We start from the raw sequence: 21,142 nt of genomic DNA on the forward strand, positions 1-21,142 counted from the left end.
TTGTTAGGCTTCTCATAGAAGACGAAGGATGACCTTGAAAAGTTTCGGTTATCCGGAATGTTTGTTCTTTGTTGCAGGGTAATTCTTCAGGGGCGGTGCGTGCTAAATTTGACGTCTTCCGGCATTGGAAAACAACTGGTGACGAGAAAGCTGATCGCGGCATCGGCCCGGGATCGCTCCTGCTTCGAAGGAAGCGATATCGAACATCAGGTCGTTTTCCTCGATGCCGATGGTCTTCCTCCAGTGACATTGCAGAATGCTTTTCCATTGGTCGCCGTCGCCTATTCGGACGAGGGCGAGGTGGATCTGCAGGCGGGTTTGGCGCTGCTTGGATCATTGGGGACGGTTCCGGCCGTTCCCATCCGGCGGCTTGATCCCGCAAACAGGCCGGAAAGCCTCCCGCTTCTGCAGGCTCTGACCGAAGGCAGTGTCGGCCGGCTTGCGCGATACAGCGCCTCGATCACCTCGGAACTTGCGATCCTGCGAAGGGAACGAGAAACGCTGCTGGAAAACTACCGAGCGCTCGAGGATGCGTTTCAGGCGCGAAACTGGGAGCCGGTTTCGGAGATTTTCTCCCACGATCCCTATGCCGATCCGAAGGACGAGGGGATCGGGCCGTTGCTTGCCGCTGCCTTCATCGAACAGCTTCTGCCTGTATCCAGCCTTGGCGTGGCGGGGTTTGCCCTCCACTTCCACTCGGTGCCCAGGATCAGCGGAGAGCTTGTCGTGGCATTGAGCTATCTCGAGAGCGGCGAAGGGGTGGCCGAATGGACGGTCCCCTATGCGCAGCTCGTGCCGAACTGGAATTTCTTCTCGCTGCCCCGCGCCTGTGGAGGAGCTGCGCGTACGTTGCGGCTGCGGATCTCCGCGACCGGGCCGGAAACAGTCGGCCTTTCGCTCGGCTATCCGATCGCCGGCGAGCGTTATTCCGCACGCTCGGAGCTTCCCCATCCGGATCTCGACCTGCGCCCGCTGGCGTTCAAGGTGTTCACGGGATTGCCCGGGGTCAAGCCCACCAGAACACCCAACATGATAGCGCCGAGCAGCCTGCTCGAAGGCCAGTACACTGTCGACTACCGCCTGGCGGTTGCGACGCTGAGTCAGATCGCCGACGTTTCGGTCACGCCCATCGTCCCGGAATTCCAGACTGTGCGCTTCCTTGAGCATGAGCATGCCATCGTCTGCCATCCGTTGCCGAGCGGCATATCGGCCGGAGCGGTCAGCGGCGCCATCGAGCCCGGAACGATATCCTTTTCGGTGAGCGCCTTTATCGATCATCCCGAAGGCAAGCCCGCGGCGGTCAGCTTCCTGCTTGCGCCGGCAAATTCGAATGCGCGTTCCGAAGTGGCCGAGATCGCGCGAAAGGGCACAGCCAGACCGTCGGCATTCTTCAGCGGATGGCGGGAGGTCAGCTCCAGCGAGGTCGTCAACATCAACATTCAGCTGGACGAGCCGGTACGCGGCCCGATGGATCTGATGATCCTCAGCCGCGCAGTGACGGATTCGGTCGATTTCTCCTGGCTTAAAGTGTCCGGCTTCAGGATGGTCAAGCAATTTAGGGAGGCCGCCGATGTCCGGTAACAGGGAGCCAGCGGATCTGATCGCCGTGGCCATGCCTCTCTATGGTCACGCGGCGCTTGCCCTCGAGGCGATCGAATCGGTGCTTGCCTCGAATCCCGGCAACTGCCGTATTGTCATCGTCGTCTCTGTCGACGGCGATCCGCGGCATGAGACGTTCGATCAGCTGCTGCTCTACGCCGCGGCCCATCCTTGCGTCCATGTCATATTCGGCCGGAACGCCGGCCCGGGCGGCGCACGCAATCGCGCCATCGATTTCGTCATCGAGCATTTCCCGGAGGCGAAGGCGGTCTATTTCCTCGATGCCGACAACCGCATCCTTCCCGGCACGATCAAGACGCTTTACCAGCAGCTCGTGTCCAGTGGCTGCGGGTGGGTTTACACGAATATCGACACATTTTCGGTCAGTTGGCGCGCCCATTACGGCAATCGCTATTCGCGGCTGGTGCACTGCATCACCGACAATATCTGTGATACGGGATCGATGATCTCGATCGAGGTTTTCAAGGACGGCGTCCGCTTCAATGACGACCGGCAGAACGGTTTCGAGGATTGGGAATTCTGGCTGTCCTGCATCGAGCACGGTTTCGTCGGCACCCCCTGCCACGACACCGTCTTCGAATACAGGCTGAGGGCGGAAAGCCGCTTCAAGGAGGCGAACCGCGACCGCGCCACGTCGGTCAGCTTCCTGCGCAAGCGTCACATGCCGTTGTTCCAGCGCCCGATGCTGGTGGATTTCGAGCATGAGGATTGCCCGCGCTACCTGTTTGCGCGGACGGAGGATACGGCGATCTCCTTCTTCACCGATCCCACCAAGCCACCGACGATGCTTCGCCTCGACGACATCATCCCGGCCTTCTGGGGCAATATCGGCGAGCCGGACAATGAACATTTTCCGCCATTCCTGGTCGCCGGAAGCGGCGCGGCACTCGACCTTCTGCGGCGCTCGCGCATGCTGCCGAACGTGCTTGCTCATCTCGAGCGCCTGAGCGAGGTGAGCAACGTCGTCTTCGTCCAGCTCGCCAACGATGCCGCCCAGCGCAAGATCGAGCCGGTCATCCATGGGCCGGGCGCACAAAAAATCGGCCCGGCCGATCTTGTTTTCCTGTCGACTCGGATCGCCCAGGACGTGGTCCAGAACAATGCCGTGGACTGGTTCGCCTCGATCGCAAGCCAGCAGGTATGGCCGACATCGGCCGTTCTGAAAGTGCGGTTCCCTTTTCCAAGAAGCCTCCCGCGCCGCTCTCTCATCACGCCTCAGCAGGTGATGATCAATTGCCTCAACGCGATTGCCTCGAGCCCCCTCCGCGAGACGGCGGGCAGGCGGTGGACCTGGCGCCCCGCACGGCTCGTGCCCTATACCGATCTCCACAAGGCGCTACGCAAGGAGATCGGAGGATCGCCGGTCCTGCCGCTCGGACATAACGAGGGCAAGCGGACCGTGGCGCTGCTGGTGCCAAACGCCTCGTTCGGCGGAGCTGAAAAGGTCGTTTATGCTGCGGCCCGGGAGTTGAAGGCGGCCGGTTATGAAACCCACCTCTTCGTGCTCGGCACGTCGAGGATGGACGTGATCGACGAATTCGATTCCAGCTTCGACTACATCCATTTCTGGGAGACGGGAATTCCGGCCTGGGGAGGATCCGGTTCCTTCCTGGGGCAGGACTTCATCGCCGAGGAGCATTCGGTCGACTGGCAGGCGCTCAAAGGGCAGCTTTCCGGCTTCGACCTGGTCATCAACAACCACGTGATGGCCGTCCATCCCCTTATCGCGCGACTGCGCTCCGAAGGCACGCGCACGGCCTGTTATCTGCATGTCGTCGACAACACGGCCTTCAAGAGGCCCGCCGGTCAGCCCTTCGCGGCGATTGCCCACGAGCATTGCTACGATGCCTTCCTGACCTGCTCCGAACAGCTCAAGATCTATCTGCACAGTTACGGTGTCCCGCACGAAAAGGTCTTCGCCGTAGCGAACGGCGCAAGCTTCTCGGTGCCGCCCAAGGTCTTGGCGGAGGTTCTGGCCGTCAGGCGGATTGAGCGCAAGGATGATCGCTTGCGGATTCTTTACATGGGCCGGTTTGACCAACAGAAGGGTATCGACAGGCTGGCGGCAGTGCTCACGGAATTGCGGGCCTCCAACGTCGCCTTTGACGGCCGGGCCATCGGAGGGGAAATTCTCGCCGATTCCACGGTCTCCTGGAGTGAACGGCTGAAGGACCTCGGCGTCGACGTGCGCCCGCCGGTCTTCGCGAGCAAGGATCTGATCAAGGCGCTGGGCTGGGCCGATGTTCTCCTCATGCCGTCACGCTGGGAGGGCGCGCCGCTGATGATCGCCGAGGCACAGCAACTCGGCTGCGTGCCCATCGCGACCGCGGTTGGCGCGGTGGACGAGCTCATTTGCGACGGCGAGGACGGCATACTCATCGACGCGGCTTCCGATCCTCAGATGGTAAGGGAGATGGCCCGAATTATTGAAGAGGTTGCGCGCAATCGCGGAAGACTTGCGCCGCTCATGGAGGGCTGCATCAGAACCGCCGCGCACCGGTCATGGACTTCCTCCTTCTCCGATTTCATCTCGTGGAGCGATCGGTCCGTGAAAAATTCGTCACTGTCCCGTGCCGCGATCTTTCGCGAGCAGGCGGCGGCAAACCCCGTGGTCGCGGCAGCTGGCTGATCGCCGAGCCGCTTCTTTGAAACAGAAAGGTCTAGTCGAATGCGTCCGCGAATTCTCGTGACGGGTATTCCTGGTCACTACACGCGCCTTGCCAATGGCGCCCATGGTTCGTCTGTCTCCTATTCGGAGCGGCAGAAGCAGCCGGAAACGAAAGAGGAGTTCCTGCAAGAGCTGAGCAACATCAGCAATACGGGGAACTACCTCATCGGCGAGGGTGCCCTGCGGGCGCTTGCGCCGCATGCCAAGCAGGTTCCCTTCTGGCATCTCTACAATTTGAGCAAGAACGGCAGCGGGTTCGATGAATTCAACGCCAATTTCGATATCTGCGTCTTCACCTGCGCGAACCTGTTGCGCAAGGGGCTTTCGGCGGATGCCGAGGCGGATGTCCTCAGCCGGCTTAACATGCCAATCGTCATGCTGGGCATCGGATTGCAGAACCGCAAGGACCTGGAGAACAATCTTCCGGAAGGAACGAAGCGGCTTCTGGCCGTCCTGAAGGAGCGGGAACACTATTTCCTGACACGCGGCTACGAGTCCGCGGGCTTCCTGAAGGATCAGGGTTTCTCCTTCGTGCGCCCGACCGGCTGCCCTTCCGTCTATTTCATGCCGGACAACATGCGCCGGTCGATGAGGAAGCTGTCGAGCGTTAAGATCGGCAAGGCGAAGACCATTTTTTCCGGCTATCTCGGCGGCAATCAGGATGCGATCCTGGACGCGAACGCGCTCGCCCCGCAGGATAGCGTACCGCCATACGTTGTGCAGGACGAGTTCCTTCACTTCGATATGAAGGTGGAGCCCAATGACGAGGGACGTGTCTATGATTCCGCGTCGGGCCGGATGATCGGCGATCTGACCTATCCCGGCACTGAACGGGAGAAACAGCGGTTCGAGGTTCGCACCTTCTTCGACAACAACCAGTGGCGCGGCTGGGCCTCCTCGATGGATTTCAATTTCGGCCGGCGTTTCCACGGTTCGATCATCGCCATGCAGGCGGCAGTGCCGAGCCTGATGGTGGCGGTGGACGACCGCATGCGCGAGATGCTCGGTTTCACCGGCCTGCCGGCCGTCGATATCACCGAGGTCGACAAGGCGGAAAACCGTGCCGAGTTCGTGGCCGACCATCTGGCGCAGATCAACACGAGCGAACTCGTCGATCGGTATTCCGATCGCGAGAGCGCCTTCCGCACCACGCTTCGCGAAATCGGCATCGGTCTTTAGCGGGCCTATCCAGGGCCCCGCGGGCCTTCACCCTTCGGTTTAGAGGACAGTCATGCGTATCTTGCTTACGGGCATTCCCTCCTATCTGCAGCGAACGATTGCGGACGTCTCCGGCACGACCGTTATCCATCGGCCCTATTTCGACGAGACGAGGAAAAAAAAGGATCTGATCTCGCAGGTCAGGAAGATCGCCAATACCGGCAACTACCTGATCGGCGAGGGAGCGGCCGAGAGCCTGCGCGGTCATAACGTCACCTATCTGCCGTTCTGGCATCTGGCCAACAATCGGGACTCGAACGAGGTTTTCGAACAGGTGAACCGCGAGTTCGATCTGTGCGTCTTCGCCTCCGCCAATCTGCTGCGCCCGGGCTATTCCGCCGATCTCGAGGCGGAAATCTTCGCGAAGCTGAAGATGCCGGTCGTCGTGATGGGCATCGGCATCCAGCGCAAGGAGGGCCTCAAGGATCAACTGCCGGCCGGTACGCTCAAGTTCCTGGAAGTGTTGCGGAACAAGGAAAGTTTCTTCCTCACGCGCGGTTACTTCACCGCCGAATTCCTGAGGGAGCAGGGGATGAAGTTCGTCAAGCCGACCGGCTGCCCGTCGCTCTATTTCTCGCCGAACGATATGAAACGTTCGCTAACCGCGCTCGCCAACCCGGCGCTGGCGGAAGCCCAGAAGATCGCTTTCGGCGGCTATCTTGGGAGCGTTGCCGATACGATCGTCGACGCCCACGCACTGCTCAAGCCCGACAGTGTCGCAAGCTATGTCGTCCAAGACGAACTTGTTGCCTATAACCTTTCCCTGACCGGCGATGACAATGACATCGCCTATGACCGGTCGAGTGCGCGCATCACCGGGGGCACGGAATACAAGCATTCGGAGAAATGGCAGCGGAAATACGAGTTGCTGGTCTACTTCGATACGAACCAGTGGCGCGGTGCGATGTCCGAGCGCGATCTCTGCTTCGGCCGCCGCTTCCATGGATGCATCATCGGCATGCAGGCCGGCACGCCCGCCCTGATGATCGCCGTCGACGACCGGATGCGGGAGATGCTGGAATTCATCGGCTTCCCTTATATCGAGGCTTCCACCTGGAACAGAGAGACGGACAAGCGCGCCTATCTCGCCAACTTCCTCGGCAAGATTGACACGCAGGCCGTGATCGACCGTTATTCCGCTTGCGAGGCGAATTTCCGCAGTGCGCTGGGGCAGATCGGACTTTGAGCGGATGAATGTGGCGGTGCGGATGCAGGCGATCCTCGCCTTTGCGCTGGCGGTGTTCTGGGCGTTTGCTCCGGTACCGCCGGCGGGCGCGGGCGATGTGCCTACCGATCGCATCGGCGTCAACCGGGTAAACCTCGCCTGGCTTTCGCGTACCGACCAGGAACGCATACTGAAGGAAATCGCAGCGAGCGGCATCACCCATGTCCGGCTTTCGCTGTCGATGCCGGTGGACAGGAGCATCGACGCGCTCGAAATCGCAGACCGGCTTGGACTGAAGGTTCTTCTCGAGATCCAGCTCGGCAACAAGGATTATTATCCCCCGGGGGCGCGTCCCCGCACCGGTTTCGGCCGTATCTGGGATGTTCAGCGGCTTTCGGATCTCGATCTCGGTCTTTACCGGTCGCACTTGCGCTCGGCCCTTCGCCGCATCGACGGCATGGGCATCCGCATCGACGCCGTCGAGCCAGGAAACGAGATAAATTATAGCGCCTATAACGGTGACCTCGTCGTCTATGAAAAGCCCGGACGACCGACACCGCGCAACGTTTCGGAACTCGCAGACCGCTCGGCCTTCGGGCGGGGGCTGGACGCCTATGTCGGTGCCGTCCGTATCACGCGGGAGGAGTTGCGGGCGACGGTTCATAGCCGCGATGCGCTTTTGATTTCGGCCGGTCTGTCCGATGTCGGCACAAGGGAGGCCGACAGCCGGGGCATGGAACGGCTCGACCCCGGCGAATTCATTTCACTCCTGCGAGAGCGGGGTATCGATGCGCTGGTCGATGGCTATGGAATTCATCTCTATCCGGGGCGCAAGGATGACGCGGGACTTGCGAGTTATGTAACGACGCTTCTCGGCTTTTGCCGGCCCGAAGGGGAGGGCAAGCCGTGCTGGGTGACCGAATGGGGCATTGCCAACACCGCACTTTCGTGCCCGGTCGACGATCGCGAGCGGGAAGTGGCGGTTCGTGCCGTGCGCCGCAGCTTCGAAAAGCTGATGGATGAAGGAAGACTGAGAGCGGCCTTCTATTATGACTGGGACACCCAGGCGGTCTATAGCGTCTGGCGTTGCGGCGCCTTAAGCCCGGCCGGCGTCGCAGCTACGAAAACGGGAAAGGTTGACGCGAACTAGGAAAAGCCACGATCTCAGGGTCGCAAAGACCGAAAATGCGCGGCAGACGCTAGAGTTTCCCGTTCAAGAGAACCGCTCCCGGAATATGGGCGAGCCAGCTTCCTCCTCCGCGATGGCAGCGCGATTGGCAGCCTCGCGCAGCGCCTGAAAGTCGGCCTGGTGCTCGACCCTGGTACCGCCAAGCCGCACCGTCACCAATATCTGGTGCTCCTGCCCGGCTGTGAATGTGGTCTCCTTTACCTGCATGCGGATGCGCTCGCAGATGGTGCCGGCATTTTCCATTGTCGTGCCGGGCAGATAGATGCCAAGTTCGTCTAAGGCAAGACGGGCGACAAGGTCACTATGGCGCACGGAAGAATAGACGATCCGGACCATCGATTGAAGCAGCGTATCAGCCCATTGTGGACCGTATCGACGATCGATCGCATCGAAATCATCGATCTTGAGAACGAGCAAGACGCCATCGGAGCTTTCCGTGCTGCTTGTGCGCCTGCGTTCTATCGCATGTTCGACCGAATTCGCAAATTCGCCGGCGCGCATTGTGCCTGTGACGGGAATGCGACTGAGCGCGTGCCGAAGCTCTTCTTGGATATCACGCAGCGCTTCGTTCCGCAGACAAAGCGCCAAATGAAGCGGAAATGTAACAGCGAGCGCTATCAACGCCACCACTGTCAATTCCACCCAGAACGGACGTTGGGGAACAAGCAGGCTTAGTAGCCAAGCAATCGCGATCGCTCCAATCGCAGTGGCGAGGGCGCGAAGTATGGCCATCTTGATATGCGGTACGACTACCGCCCGGCGAAAACGAAAATGCAGGGTCATCGGTTGAGAGAGCTTTTGCGGTGGCCTCTATCTTTGAGATATTCCGTGAAAATACCACGTGAATAAACCCTTTGGTATTTTAACGACAGGCACGAAGAATTTGATCGTCAGGATCAACCAGATCACAGCCTTGTCAGGTCTATCGCCAACCCCATCGACGCAGAACATGACGGATGCCGCAAATGCTGCCGTTCTGCTTCAGCGCGTGGCAAGATTTCTCTCGGCACAAAAGCAGAGAGACCCTTCGCATTACCGCTTCATCTCACCCAGCTTCGTCAGGAGCGCCGCCCCCGTCTTGATGCCTGCAATGAACAGATCCAGCTTGAGGTTCTCGTTCGGCGCATGGTTCGCCTCATCCGCATTGGCGTAAGGCACGACGAACGCAGGTTTCTTCAGGATCTTCGTGAACACGTAATCCGGGAGTGATCCACCAACGGTTGGGTAGAGCAGCGGCTCGACACCACGGGCGGTGAAGATCGCGTCCTGGATGACCGGTGCGAATGGGCTGTCCATCGGCGTCTTCGACGGCAGCATGGCGTTGAGTGGGACAAACTCCACGTCCGGCGCGTGGGCCGCGACGTGTGCCCGCACTCTCTCGAACACGTAATCCGGCGTCAGGCTTTCCACGAGGCGGATATCGCACTTGGCAAATGCCTCGCAGGGCAGGACCGTTTTCTGGCCCGGGCCGCCATAACCGCCATGCAGGCCGTTGATCGTCAGTGTCGGGTGGAACATCAGCCGGTCGAAATAGCCGCGGTCGACCGGCGCGTCGAGTTCCTTGATGCCGAGGTCGGCCTTGATCGCATCGAGATCGAGCGGCAGCTTGCTGACTGCCTCACGCTCCATATTGGTCGGCGGGACGACGACGTCGTGCAGGCCGTCGATGGTGATCTCGCCCTTGTCGTTCTTCATCGTGGCGAGCAGATGCACCAGCTTCCAGATCGCGTTCGGCATCACGCCGCCGAAATTGCCGGAATGCGCATCGCGGTTGGCGGTCTTGGCGCGCAGTTCGAAGGACGCGACGCCGCGTACGCCAAACGTGATGATCGGCGTGTCGCTTTCATGCAGCGGGCCGTCGGAGGTGACGACCAGATCGGCGGCATTCAGCTTGTCGGCATGTTCGGCGACGAATTCGGCGATATGCGGGCTGCCGATTTCCTCCTCGCCTTCCAGGAGGAAGATGACGTTGCAGGGCAGTTCCCCGGTCACCTTCAAATGCGATTCCAGCGCCATCAACTGGGCGAAATGCTGGCCCTTGTTGTCGCCGATGCCGCGCGCATAGATGCGGCCGTTGCGGATCGTCGGCTCGAACGGCGGGCTATCCCAGAGTTCGTAAGGCTCCGGGGGCTGTACGTCGTAATGGCCGTAGAGAAGCACAGTCGGCCTGCCGGGCTGCTTTTCCATGCGACCGAGAACCATCGGGTGGTTCTTGGTCGGGATGGTGATCGCCTCCATGCCCATGCCGTTCAGCATGTCGACAAGGATAGCCGCCACTTCCGCGATGCCCTGGTTCTGCGCGCTGATCGAGGGATGGCGGACATAATCCATCACCCGTTCGATGAAGCTTTCGCGGTTTTCCTCGATATGTGCGAAGACGCGGTCGAGATCGGTCTGGGCTTCCGTCATGTCATGCATCCTGCTTGCGGGTGAGAAGAACGGCACCGGAGCCGTGTACCGTGCCGGTCCAGCCGGGCGAGACCAATGTCGTCGTGTCGAGCTGGGTAAGGATCATCGGCCCCTGGAACGTGGCGCCGGCACCGAGCGTCGAACGATCGACGACCGGAACGCTCGCCACGCCGCTTTCGAAATGCACCGGCACATGGTCGAACGGGGTGACATCGAAGCCCTTCTCCAGAACAGCCGGCGGCGGTTCGATCGTCATGCCGGCGGCTTCGACGCGCAGGGTCACCAGTTCGATGGCGGCTTCCAGCGCAAAACCGTAGAGCGCCTTGTGCTCGGCGGCGAAGGCGGCTTCCACAGCCTCGCGGGTCTCGCCCCAGGTCACGGCAAGCTCGCCGCCCTGGCCGTGATAGCGCAACAGCGCGACGGTCGCGATGCGGCGGTCCTTTTCGGCCACGTTCTCCATGTCGAACCAGGCGGATGCCTGCGCCTTGAGTTCGCCGACGATGCCGTTGGCGGTGGCTACATCAATGGCGCCGGCCTTCGGCAGCGTGCGGCTGAACTCGGCCTTGAGGTCGGCGGCCAGCAGACCGTCGGCGCAAAGGATGCCCGGAGCCGGCGCGATCATGATGCGGGAAATGCCGAGCAGTTCGGCAAGCGCGCAGCCATGCAGCGGACCGGCACCACCGAAGGGCACCAGCGTGAAGTCGCGCGGATCATGGCCACGCTCGACCGAGACGACGCGCACGGCGCCGACCATGTGGTTGTCGACGATCGCCAGGATACCGCGCGCGGCCGTTGCCGTCGAAAGGCCGAGCGGCGTCGCCACCTTGCCGTCGACCGCCTTGCGGGCGGCATCGGCGTCGAGCGCCATGCGGCCCCCGAGCAGGCGGGCCGGCAGATGGCCGAGCACGACATGCGCGTCGGTCACCGTCGGGTTCTCGCCACCATGGCCATAGGCTGCGGGGCCCGGACGGGCGCCGGCGCTCTGCGGGCCGACGGTCAGCGTGCCATCCGCCACCTTGGCGATCGAACCGCCACCGGCGCCGATCGTCACCATGTCGACCATCGGCAGCGGCAGCGGCCATTCGCCCACCTTCCCGTGCTGGGTGAGGCCGATCTTGCCGTCCTTGATCAGGCAGATGTCTGCGCTGGTGCCGCCGATATCGACGGTGATGATATCCTTGATGCCGCAGGCGGCGGCAACCGAACGCGCACCGACCACGCCGGCCGCCGGACCGGACAGCGCCGTCAGCGCCGGCGCCTGGCGGATGGTGGCAGCACCGGCGACGCCGCCGTTCGACTGCATCAACAGCAGCGGGGCCGCCACCTTCTCGTCCTCCAGCCGCTTTTCGAGGCGTCCCACATAGGTTGTAACGCCCGGCATGACGGTGGCATTGAGCACGGTCGTCAGCGTCCGTTCGAATTCGCGCACCACAGGCAGAACGTCGGTCGAGGTGGTAACAGCGAGATGCGGCAGTTCCTCGCGGAGGATTTCGGCAGCGCGCTTCTCGTGCACCGGATTGGCAAAGGCATGCAGCAGACAGACGGCAACTGCCTCCACATCCATGCCGCGGATCGCTTCGGCGGCATGCCGCACGCTATCCTCGTCCAGCGCATCGAGAACCGCGCCGCCGGCGGCGATGCGTTCGTCGATCTCGACGATGCGCGAGGCGGGTACAGGTCGCGCCGGCTTCACCCAGGTATAGAGGTTCGCCTTGCGGGGAATGTCCTGGCGGCCGATAGCGAGCACATGGCGGAAACCCTTGGTGGTGACCAGCGCCGTGCGGGCGCCCTTGTCTTCGAGGATCATGTTGGTCGCGACCGTCGTACCGTGCAGCACCTGCCCCAGCGAGGACGCCTCGCGGCCGGCGTCGGTGAGCGCCAGGCGAATGCCGTTGAGGAAGGCTTCCGAAGGATCGGAGGGCACGCTCGGCGTCTTGGCACGCCAGACCTTGCCGGTGGCACGGTCGAGAAGCGCGACGTCGGTGAAGGTGCCGCCGATATCGACTGCGACGGAAAGGGACGTACCGATAAAGGTCTCAGGCGAGGACATCGACATACTCCTGACGATGGAATGCACGGGTAGAGGGGCGGTTGGCGCGAAGTGCGGCCGTAGCCGCCTGGTCAACCTTGGTGCCCTTCACGACGACACCATAGAGGCGCTCTGCGGATTCGGGGCTGACGAAGCCGCCGAGCACGTCTTCGAGGACGGCATCGAGATCGCGGTCGAACGGATGGCCGTAGCCCCCGCCCCCTCCGGTCTCCATGCGCAGCACGTCACCCTTGACGAGCTTGTTGCCGTCCGAAAGCGGCGGCACGATGCGCTGGTCGGGCCGCCCCGGATTGATGGTGACGCGGCCGGTGCCGCCGCCCATGCCGCCATTGATGCCCCAGGGCGGGTTCTTGACGCTGTCGATGCGCACCGCAAGCATCATGTCTTCCGCGAGGATTTCGTATTCGCGGATGATGCCGCAGCCGCCGCGGAATTTGCCGGCCCCGCCGGAATCCCTGACGATGCCATAGGTGCGCAGGCGCACCGGATAACCGACCTCGAGGAACTCGACCGGATAGTTCTCCTGCGCCACGAAATAGACCGCGTCGATACCGTCCGAATCCGGCCGTGCGCCGTAACCGACGCCGATGCCGTCGGCGAGCAGGAAGCGCTTCAGGTCGCCTGCGTCATCCTTGTAGTTGCCGCGCATGATGGTGATGACATAGGCCGAGTTGGAGGCCGGCGCCTTGCCGCCCGCCGTGTTGACGAGGCCGTTCAGAGCCGACAGCACGCGCATCATGGTCAGGCCGCGCATGCCGAGTGCCGCGGGGAAGTTCGGCTGCAGGAAGGAGCCCTGGCGCAGGTTCACGGCGTCAAGCGCCTGCGGGCCGCCGGCATTGCAGACCTGGCCCGGATCGCCGCCGAGATAGAAGAGACCGAGCGCCATGCCCGGCACGCCGCGGTTCATCAGGAAATTGATCGGACCGGGCGCCTGATCGTCGGATTCGGTCGCATCGAAGGTGAACTTGTCCTCGCCATTCGCTAGCTTTTCGCGCGTCAGCGAGAGGCGCATCTTGAACGGGCCGTTGCCATGGCCGTCGCTGTCGATCGCATCGGTGAATTTGTGCGTGCCGTAGTCGAAGGTCTCCGCGAGCCTGGAGCGCACCAGCTTGCGGGTGCGGGTCAGCAGCTGCGCCAGCGCATCTTCAACAACGTCGGAGCCGAAGCGGTCGAGGATTTCGCCGATGCGCTTCACGCCCACATCGACGCTCGCCATCAGCGCGCGCATGTCGCCGATGCTCTGTTCGGGAAAGCGGGAATTGCGGTGGAAGATATCAAGCGTCGCCTCGTTGGTGGCGCCCTGGTCCATCAGCTTGGTGACCGGAATGATGATGCCTTCCTGGTAGATATCGGTCGCGTCCGGACTGATCGATCCCGGCCGCATGCCGCCGATATCGGCGAAATGCGCCCAGCTCATCACGAAGGCGCAACGCTTGCCGTCTTTGAACACCGGCGCCAGCAGGACCTGGTCGTTGGAATGCGAAACCGCGCCGCGCGAGCCGTAGCAGTCATTGTACCAATAGAGATCGCCGGGCTTCATCGTGTCGGCCGGGAACTTGTCGAAGACCGGGCCGGTCATGTCGCCGAAGACCGGCACCATGGAACCGACCGCCATCACGCCTTCGCTATCGAACAATGCGGTATAAAAGTCTTTCTTCTCGCGGATGAAGGCGGAGATGGCGGTGCGCTCGAGAAGCGCTTCCATTTCCGACTGGGCGGCGGCGATCGCGCCGCGGATGATTTCGAGCGAAACGGGATCGCAGACGGATCCTTCCGGTTTTACCGCCTTCGTGGGCGTGCCTTCGCTTTCCTTGGGATTGTACATCTCGGAATCCTCGTTGGATGCTGTGGAATGGATCGATCGGGTGCTCATTGGGCACCTCCGATCAGAACGACGACGTTGCCGAGACTTCCGCGCTCTACGCGCTCATGGGCCTTGGCGATATCGTGGAGCGGGAATGTCGCGCCGATGGCGACCTTGAGCCTGCCGGCATCGGCAAGCTCGGCGATCATCTTTTCGCCCGCCAGCCGCTGATCCTCCGGGATCAGGAAACCCTGAATGAAGCGCAGGTTGGCGCCCTTGGCCGCGAAGGCGTAGTAGGGGAGCACAGGCGTCGGATTGCTGCTCGACGAGTAGGAGGCGACGGTACCGTTGCGTTTCAGCACGGCCGCGTCGAGTTCCAGGTTCGCCCCGAAATCGACCTCGACGACGCGGTCGACACCTTCTCCGTTGGTCAGTTGGAGGATACGGGCCGATACGTCTTCCGTCTTGCGGTCGATCGTTGCGAAGGCACCGGCTTCCTTCACATGCGCCGCAGCCTCCGCCGTGCTGACAGTGCCGATCACCCGCGCACCGCCGGCAACCGCCATCTGCACCGCGAAATGGCCAACTGCGCCGGCCGCGCCGTTCACGAATATCGTCTGACCGGTCACCGGGCCATCGGCGAAAACCGCGCGATAGGCGGTCATCGCCGGCACGCCGAGATTGGCGCCATCGGCAAAACTCAAGGCATCGGCAAGTTTCACAGCCTGAGGCGATGCAATGGCGATGAATTCGGCAGCGGTTCCGAAGGCGCGGCCTGCCTCGCCGTAACCGCCTTGCGCATTCCACATCCAGACCCGTTGCCCGATGCGCGCCGGATCGACGCCCGCGCCGACATCGGCGATCTCGCCGGCACCGTCCGTATGCGGGATGATCAGCTTGTGATCCATGCCCATGCCGCGCCAGCCGCCGCGGCGTTTCACATCGGCCGGATTGATGCCGGACGCGTGCACGCGCACCAGCACCTCGCCGGGGCCGGCGACCGGCGCAGCCATCTCAGCCACGGAGAGAACTTCCGTGGCGGGACCGGTGCGTGTGTAGGAAGCGGCGAGCATCGATAACTCCAATCATCAGTACAGATGGCAGGCGACAGTGCGGGTGCCGACCGGCTTCGGCAGAGGTATTTCGGATGCGCAGCGCGCATGAGCTGCCGGACAGCGGTCACGAAACACGCAGCCGGAGGGCGGATTGCGCGGGTCCGGCGCGCCGCGGCCGATCGGCAGCGGATCATGGCTCTGGTCCGGGTTCGGCACCGGAACGGCAGCGACCAGCGCCTTGGTATAGGGATGCAGCGGTTCGCGGACGATATCCTCGGTCGGCCCGTCTTCCATGATCCGGCCGAGATACATGACGATCGTCCGCTCGCAGACGTAACGCACCAGCGCCAGGTCGTGGCTGATATAGATGGCGGTGAGGCCCAGCCGGTCGCGGACGTCCCGGAAGACGTTGAGCACGCCGGCACGCACCGACACGTCGAGCATCGAGACCGGCTCGTCGGCCACCACGAATTCCGGCTGCAGGATCAGCGCCCGCGCCATGACCACGCGCTGCAACTGGCCGCCGGAGAGTTGGTGGGGATAACGGTCGAGGAACTGCGCCGGCTCGGGCAGCTTCACCAGTTCGAGCGCGGTAATGATCCGGCCCTCGCGTTCGCGCCTCGGGATAGCTGCATTCTCCAGCGGCTCGGACAGCGTCCGACGGATGGTGAAGCGCGGATTGATCGCATCGAACGGGTTCTGGAAGATCAGCTGTGCCTTGGAGCGGAATTTCTTCAGCCCGCTGCCCCGGACGGCCCCGATCTCCTCGCCGTCGAAATGGATCGTACCGCCGGTCTTCTCTTCAAGCTTCAACAGCAGCCGGCCCATCGAGGTCTTGCCGCAGCCCGATTCACCCAGAAGGCCGACGCTTTCGCCCCGCCGGATATCGAAGCTGACGCCATCGACGGCTTTCACCACCGTCGACTTGCCGCGCATCGCCGCGAATGCACCACCCACGGCATAATGCAGCTTGGCATCGAAGACCGAGACCAGGACAGCCGGTTTCTTGGTGACGGTTTTTTCGGTGGCGGGGTTCATGCCGGGGCCATCCATGTCTCCGTCTTGGCGGATTCGATACGCAAGGCAGCACTTTCATGGGCGCGGTGGCAGAGCACCGGATGATCCGGCGCGACCTCGATGACCGGCGGCTCGGTGCCGCAGATGTCGAGTGCGAAAGGACAGCGCGGCTTGAACCGGCAGCCCGCCGGCGGCGAAGCAAGGTTCGGCGGCGCGCCTTCGATCGGGGTCAGGATGCCGGAGGCGGCCCCCTGCAGATCCGGAAAGGCATTGCGCAGGCCCATCGTGTAGGGATGCGACGGCGCGGTCAGCGCCGCCTGCATGGTGCCGGATTCGGCCACCTTGCCTGCATACATGACGACGGTGCGGTCGCAGATATAGGCGACGACCGAGATGTCGTGGGTCACGAGGATGACCGAGACGCCGAGCCGCGTCTGCAGCTCCTTGAGCTGGTCGAGGATCTGCCGCTGCACGATGACATCCAGCGCCGTCACCGGCTCGTCGGCGATGATCAGCTTCGGGTCGAGGGCGAGTGCCAAGGCGATCGCGACGCGCTGGCGCATGCCGCCTGAGAACTGGTGCGGATAGTCGTTCAGGCGGTTCGCATCGATGCCGACCATCTCGAACAGTTCTTCGGAACGGGCACGGGACTGTTTGCGGTTCAGGCCGCCGCGGCGGCGCAGCACTTCGTCGAGCTGGTATTCGACCGTATAGACCGGATCGAGCGAGTTCATGGCGCTCTGGGGAATGAAGGCGATGTCGCGCCAGCGCAGCGCATTCATCTCCTTTTCGGGGATCTTTGCGAGATCCTTGCCGTCAAACAGGATCTGTCCGCCGGTGATCGCGGCATTTTCGGCGATCACCCGCGTCAGGGCACGGGCAATGGTCGTCTTGCCGCAGCCGGATTCGCCGACGAGGCCGGTAATCGAGCCGCGCGGGATGTCGAAGCTCGCGCCATCCACGGCATGGACGAAATTGCGCCCCACCTGATAGCTGACCCGCAAATCCCTGACGGAAAGAAGGGGGTCTCGAACGGAGAGAAGGGGTTCGCTCATCGGCTCAACTTCGGGAAGAGGATGTTTTCATAACCACGGGTGATGAAGAAGCCCGCGCTGACGACGAGGATGATGCAGATGCCCGGAGGCACGAACCAGTAATAGGCCTGCTTGGCGAGCGCCTGGCTGGCAAATGCATCCTGAAGCATGTAGCCCCAGCTGATCGAGTTGGGGTCGCCGAAACCCAGGAAACTGATCGACGCTTCGGTCAGGATCGCCCAGCCGATCGCGATCGATCCGTAGAGGAAGGAGAGCGGCAGGATGTTCGGCGCGATATGGCGCAGGATGATCTTGAAATCGGAAGACCCCGCCACCCGCGCTGCCTCGACATAACCGCGGGTCCGAAGCGTCAGCACCTGGCTGCGGATGACGCGGGCGGTATCGCGCCACAGGACCAGCGCCATGGCGATGACGACGTTCCAGATCGACGGCTTCAGGAAGGCCGCAAGCACGATGACGAAGGGCAGGAAGGGAATGCCGAAGGCGATATCTGCAAGCCGCATCAGGATGGCATCCACCCAGCGGCCGAAATAACCGGCGACGAGACCTATGACAGAGCCGATCAGCGCCACCATGAAGGCGGCAGTGATGCCGATCAGCAGCGCCGAGCGGCTGCCGTAAACGAGCTGCGAGAAGATATCCCGGCCGAGGCTGGTGGTTCCCATGATGAAACCGTCCTCCCCCGGCCGGAGGTCCGCCGCGAGATCGTAGGCTGGCGTATAAAGAATTTCGGTCGGGTCATGCGTGGCGATCTGATCGGCAAACACCGCAACGACGATGAACACCAGATAGATGAGGAGACCGGCGACCGCGAACGGGTCGTTCATCGGCAGTCTCAGCGCGCGGAACATCCGGGCAAGGATATGGGGGCGCCTCGGCTTGATGATGGCGGGTGCTGCGATCTCAGGCATGGGAAATCCTTGGATCGAGGAAAGCATAAAGCAGGTCGGCGAGTAGGTTCATGAAGATCACCACCAGCGCGATCATCAGGAAGGCGCCCTGCGCCAGCGGATAGTCGGAAGCCGCGACCGCGTTGACCAGTTCGCGGCCGAGGCCGGGCCAGGAGAACACCGATTCCACCACGACATTGCCCTGCAGCTGATAGCCGACGGCAATCGCGAACGAGGTCATGACCGGCAGCAGCGCGTTGCGGGCGGCATGACGCACCACCACCGTCCAGTTGGACAGTCCCTTGATGCGGGCCATGGTGACGAAGTCCTCCTTCATCACGTCGAGCATGTTGGAGCGCATCAGGAGAAGCGGCAGGCCCTGGCTGTAGATCGCCAGCGTCGCCGCCGGCAGCGCCAGATGGGCGAGGAAGTCGCGCGAGGTATAGAGGTCGAGAAAGCCGGAATATTCATTGCCGGGAGCACGCGTGCCGCCCGCCGGCAGCCAGCCGAGCGAAAACGAGAAGATCGCCAGCATCACCATGCCGAGCCAGAATTCCGGCATGGCGCGGGTGGTGAGTACCAGTGGAATGGCCGCCTGCTCCACCCAGCTGCCGCGGCGCCAGGCGAGGTAGGCACCGGCCAGAATGCCGAAGACATAAGCGACGATCAGCGAGGAGAAGGTGAGGATCAGCGTGTTCGGCAGCAGGATCCAGATCCGCTGCCCAACCGGCTCGCGATAGCGAAAACTCTGGCCGAGCTCGCCCTGCAGAAGATTGCCGAGATAGATCAGGTACTGCTGCCAGAGCGGCTTGTCGAGGCCGAACTGGGCCATCAACTGCTGCTGCTGCTCGAGCGTAAAGGTCGGGTCGATATAGGCGGCCATCGGATTGCCCGGCATCAGCCGGAACATCAGAAACAGGATGGTCACCACCGCCCATAAAACAAGAGCGAGCTGCAGCAACCTGCTGCCCACAGCCTTGAAATTCTTCATCTGAAAAAATTCCTTCTCTTGGCTCGGCGCTCCCTTCGGGAGGAAAGGCGAGGCTACCGATGTCAAGCGTCAGGCAAAAAGGGGAGGCGGCGTCGCGACAGCCCGCCGCCTCCGCGAGGATTACTTGGCGGCGATGGTTTCCTTGGTATCGCCCGGATAGCGAAGCTTGCCGCCCTCCAGCGTGTAGCCGGCATCCTTCAGGGTCTTGGCCGCAACGGCCTGTCCGGCCTTGAAGCTGTCGACGACCGACTTATCATGCCAGTATTCGAGCGCCGGAGAGACGATGGAGTTCGAGGCGACCGCGAAACCGCGATACGCAGCCTTGACGATCAGCTGGCGATCGACCGCTTCGGAAAGCGCGCGACGGAAAGCCGGGTCGTTGAAGGGCGGGCGGCGTTCGTTGAAGGCGATGTAGCGGAAGCCCATGTCGACGGTGGAAACCACTTCCAGGTCGCCGTCCTTCTTGGCGGCATCGATCAGCACCTGCGGATCGCCGGTGAACTCGCCCATGAAGTTGATCTCACCCGAGCGCAGCATCCCGAGTGCGGCTTCCGCGTTCGGCACGATACGCAGAATCCAGCGATCGACCTTCGGCGCGGCGAAGTGGTCCTTGTTGGCGGCAAGCGTGACGGACTCGTTCTTGGCCCAGCTGGTAAACTTGAACGGACCGGAGCCGATCGGCATCTGCTCCTGATAGCTTTCCGCAGTCTCCGGCTTGGTGGCGAGATCCTTGAGGATCGGCTCCCAGATATGCTTCGGGATCAGGTTGACCTTGGCAAGGCTGGACGTCACGAAGGAGGCGGCCGGCTTCTTCAGCTTGAAGGTGATGACATCGCCGTTGATGGTGATGGCATCGATATTCGTCGCAAAAGGCTTGTACATCGGGGCTTCGCCGCCGACGGCCGCTTCGAACGAGAACTTGACGTCCTCCGGCGTGACCGGCTTGCCGTCATGCCACTTCATGCCGGATTTCAGCTTCACGTCGACCGTGGTGCCGTCCTTCCAGGTGAAGCTTTCGGCGGCCCATGCCTTCGGCAGGCCGTCCGGGCCGACGCGCAACAGGCGGTCCCAGACGAGTTCGGTGATCCAGCTGTCGACGCTGCCCGAGATATAAAGCGGATTGATCGCCTTGATATTGTCAGACGAGTTGATGATCAGGTCCTTCTTGGGTCCAGCCGGCTCGATGCCGAGGAAGGTCCAGGTGTTGCGGATGCCGATGCCACTCTGGTTGACGACCGATTCCGGCTTCCAGACGGTCTTATCGAAAGCGAAAGTCGACTTCGGATGCACCAGCATCATGTAGGGCTGATCTTTCGACAGGATCTCCTGCGCCTTGAAGACGAGCGCCTTGCGCTTGGCCGGATCGATCTCGCCGCGCTGGGCTTCGGCGGTCGCATCGTAATCCTTGTTCAGGTAGCCCGCGAAATTGTAGCCATCCTTGGCGGTCGAGGAATGGAAGAGGTTGAAGATAAGCTCGTCCGGATCGGAGCGCTCGGGCCGGCCGACCATCTGCCAGGCGGTCGAGTCCCACTGGTCGCGCTTGTACCAGACTTCGTCGGACATCTGTTCCCAGGGGATCGCCCGGACTTCGACATCGAGGCCGAGCTTGCGCCACTCCTGGGCGATCAGCTGGACGGACTGGAATTCCGCCTGCTGGCCGGCCTGCGGACGAGACAGGATGGTGATCTTGCGGATCGGATCGCCGGCCCAGGCAGGCAGAGCGATGGCTGTCACAACAAGAGCTGCGAATGCACTTCTCAAAACGGACTTCATGGTCGTTCTCCTCTGAATAGCTTGACTATTCTCTTATTTGGCAAGGGGTTTTCTCCCCTCGCATCGCAAATCCGAAATCGGCCGTCGAACACGTTTCCCGCGCATTCAAGACCGATGCTCAATCCACAGAATTCTCAAGGAGTGCCGTCGAAGGGTTTGCAACCCGGCCCTCGATGTTTTATTGTGTGAAACATCGTTTCGCATTGATGGCGAGTAAAACACATTCCAAGAAGATTGC

General features: G+C 62.2%; 15 protein-coding genes. 5 read left to right on the forward strand and 10 right to left on the reverse strand.

The features are described 5' to 3' along the window. The first annotated feature begins 57 nt into the window (after positions 1-57). The 5 genes from GQ59_RS06405 to GQ59_RS06425 are packed head-to-tail and all read left to right on the forward strand — an operon-like array spanning position 58 to position 7,821. Positions 58-1,581, forward strand: coding sequence for a DUF6212 domain-containing protein (locus GQ59_RS06405; protein WP_051903827.1), 1,524 nt, complete (start codon positions 58-60; stop codon positions 1,579-1,581). Then, entirely contained in the window at positions 1,571-4,249 is a 2,679-nt protein-coding gene (locus GQ59_RS06410) for a glycosyltransferase (RefSeq protein WP_037078929.1), read from the forward strand. Before GQ59_RS06405 ends, GQ59_RS06410 begins: the two co-directional genes overlap by 11 nt. Before the next feature lie 39 nt (positions 4,250-4,288). Next, on the forward strand, positions 4,289-5,467 hold the full coding sequence (locus tag GQ59_RS06415; protein WP_037078931.1) for a polysaccharide pyruvyl transferase family protein: 1,179 nt from the start codon (positions 4,289-4,291) through the stop codon (positions 5,465-5,467). Between the two features lie 52 nt (positions 5,468-5,519). Continuing rightward, positions 5,520-6,692 carry a polysaccharide pyruvyl transferase family protein gene (locus tag GQ59_RS06420; protein WP_037078933.1) on the forward strand — a complete coding sequence of 391 codons (1,173 nt, stop codon included), beginning with the start codon at positions 5,520-5,522 and terminating at the stop codon, positions 6,690-6,692. Positions 6,693-6,714: 22 nt separating this feature from the next. Continuing rightward, positions 6,715-7,821, forward strand: a complete 1,107-nt coding sequence (locus GQ59_RS06425; protein ID WP_051903843.1) for a hypothetical protein — start codon at positions 6,715-6,717, stop codon at positions 7,819-7,821. A gap of 63 nt (positions 7,822-7,884) precedes the next feature. Here GQ59_RS06425 and GQ59_RS06430 read toward each other — a convergent pair whose 3' ends face one another. The 10 genes from GQ59_RS06430 to GQ59_RS06475 all read right to left on the reverse strand — a co-directional run bounded on the left by GQ59_RS06430 (position 7,885) and on the right by GQ59_RS06475 (position 20,904). After that, positions 7,885-8,643, reverse strand: a complete 759-nt coding sequence (locus GQ59_RS06430; protein ID WP_037078935.1) for a GGDEF domain-containing protein — start codon at positions 8,641-8,643, stop codon at positions 7,885-7,887. A 249-nt stretch (positions 8,644-8,892) separates the two neighbouring features. After that, complete coding sequence (locus GQ59_RS06435; protein ID WP_037078937.1) at positions 8,893-10,269, reverse strand: M20/M25/M40 family metallo-hydrolase; 1,377 nt, start codon at positions 10,267-10,269, stop codon at positions 8,893-8,895. A 1-nt stretch (position 10,270) separates the two neighbouring features. Further along, complete coding sequence (locus GQ59_RS06440) at positions 10,271-12,319, reverse strand: hydantoinase/oxoprolinase family protein (RefSeq protein ID WP_051903828.1); 2,049 nt, start codon at positions 12,317-12,319, stop codon at positions 10,271-10,273. Beyond that, positions 12,306-14,192 (reverse strand): hydantoinase B/oxoprolinase family protein, encoded by a 1,887-nt coding sequence (locus tag GQ59_RS06445; RefSeq protein WP_037078939.1) that lies wholly within the window; start codon positions 14,190-14,192, stop codon positions 12,306-12,308. The genes GQ59_RS06440 and GQ59_RS06445 overlap by 14 nt, the downstream gene beginning before the upstream one ends. Next, positions 14,189-15,196 carry an NADPH:quinone reductase gene (locus GQ59_RS06450; RefSeq protein ID WP_037078940.1) on the reverse strand — a complete coding sequence of 336 codons (1,008 nt, stop codon included), beginning with the start codon at positions 15,194-15,196 and terminating at the stop codon, positions 14,189-14,191. Before GQ59_RS06450 ends, GQ59_RS06445 begins: the two co-directional genes overlap by 4 nt. 15 nt (positions 15,197-15,211) lie before the next feature. Further along, positions 15,212-16,216 carry an ABC transporter ATP-binding protein gene (locus GQ59_RS06455; protein WP_051903845.1) on the reverse strand — a complete coding sequence of 335 codons (1,005 nt, stop codon included), beginning with the start codon at positions 16,214-16,216 and terminating at the stop codon, positions 15,212-15,214. Then, complete coding sequence (locus GQ59_RS06460; RefSeq protein WP_037078942.1) at positions 16,213-17,250, reverse strand: ABC transporter ATP-binding protein; 1,038 nt, start codon at positions 17,248-17,250, stop codon at positions 16,213-16,215. Before GQ59_RS06460 ends, GQ59_RS06455 begins: the two co-directional genes overlap by 4 nt. Then, positions 17,247-18,161, reverse strand: a complete 915-nt coding sequence (locus tag GQ59_RS06465; RefSeq protein ID WP_152564251.1) for an ABC transporter permease — start codon at positions 18,159-18,161, stop codon at positions 17,247-17,249. The genes GQ59_RS06460 and GQ59_RS06465 overlap by 4 nt, the downstream gene beginning before the upstream one ends. After that, entirely contained in the window at positions 18,154-19,131 is a 978-nt protein-coding gene (locus GQ59_RS06470; RefSeq protein ID WP_037078947.1) for an ABC transporter permease, read from the reverse strand. The genes GQ59_RS06465 and GQ59_RS06470 overlap by 8 nt, the downstream gene beginning before the upstream one ends. A gap of 120 nt (positions 19,132-19,251) precedes the next feature. Continuing rightward, positions 19,252-20,904 carry an ABC transporter substrate-binding protein gene (locus tag GQ59_RS06475; RefSeq protein ID WP_037078948.1) on the reverse strand — a complete coding sequence of 551 codons (1,653 nt, stop codon included), beginning with the start codon at positions 20,902-20,904 and terminating at the stop codon, positions 19,252-19,254. Between the last annotated feature and the right edge of the window lie 238 nt (positions 20,905-21,142).

The sequence above is a fragment of the Neorhizobium vignae genome (assembly GCF_000732195.1).
In the GTDB taxonomy this organism is placed as follows: Bacteria; Pseudomonadota; Alphaproteobacteria; order Rhizobiales; family Rhizobiaceae; genus Neorhizobium; species Neorhizobium vignae.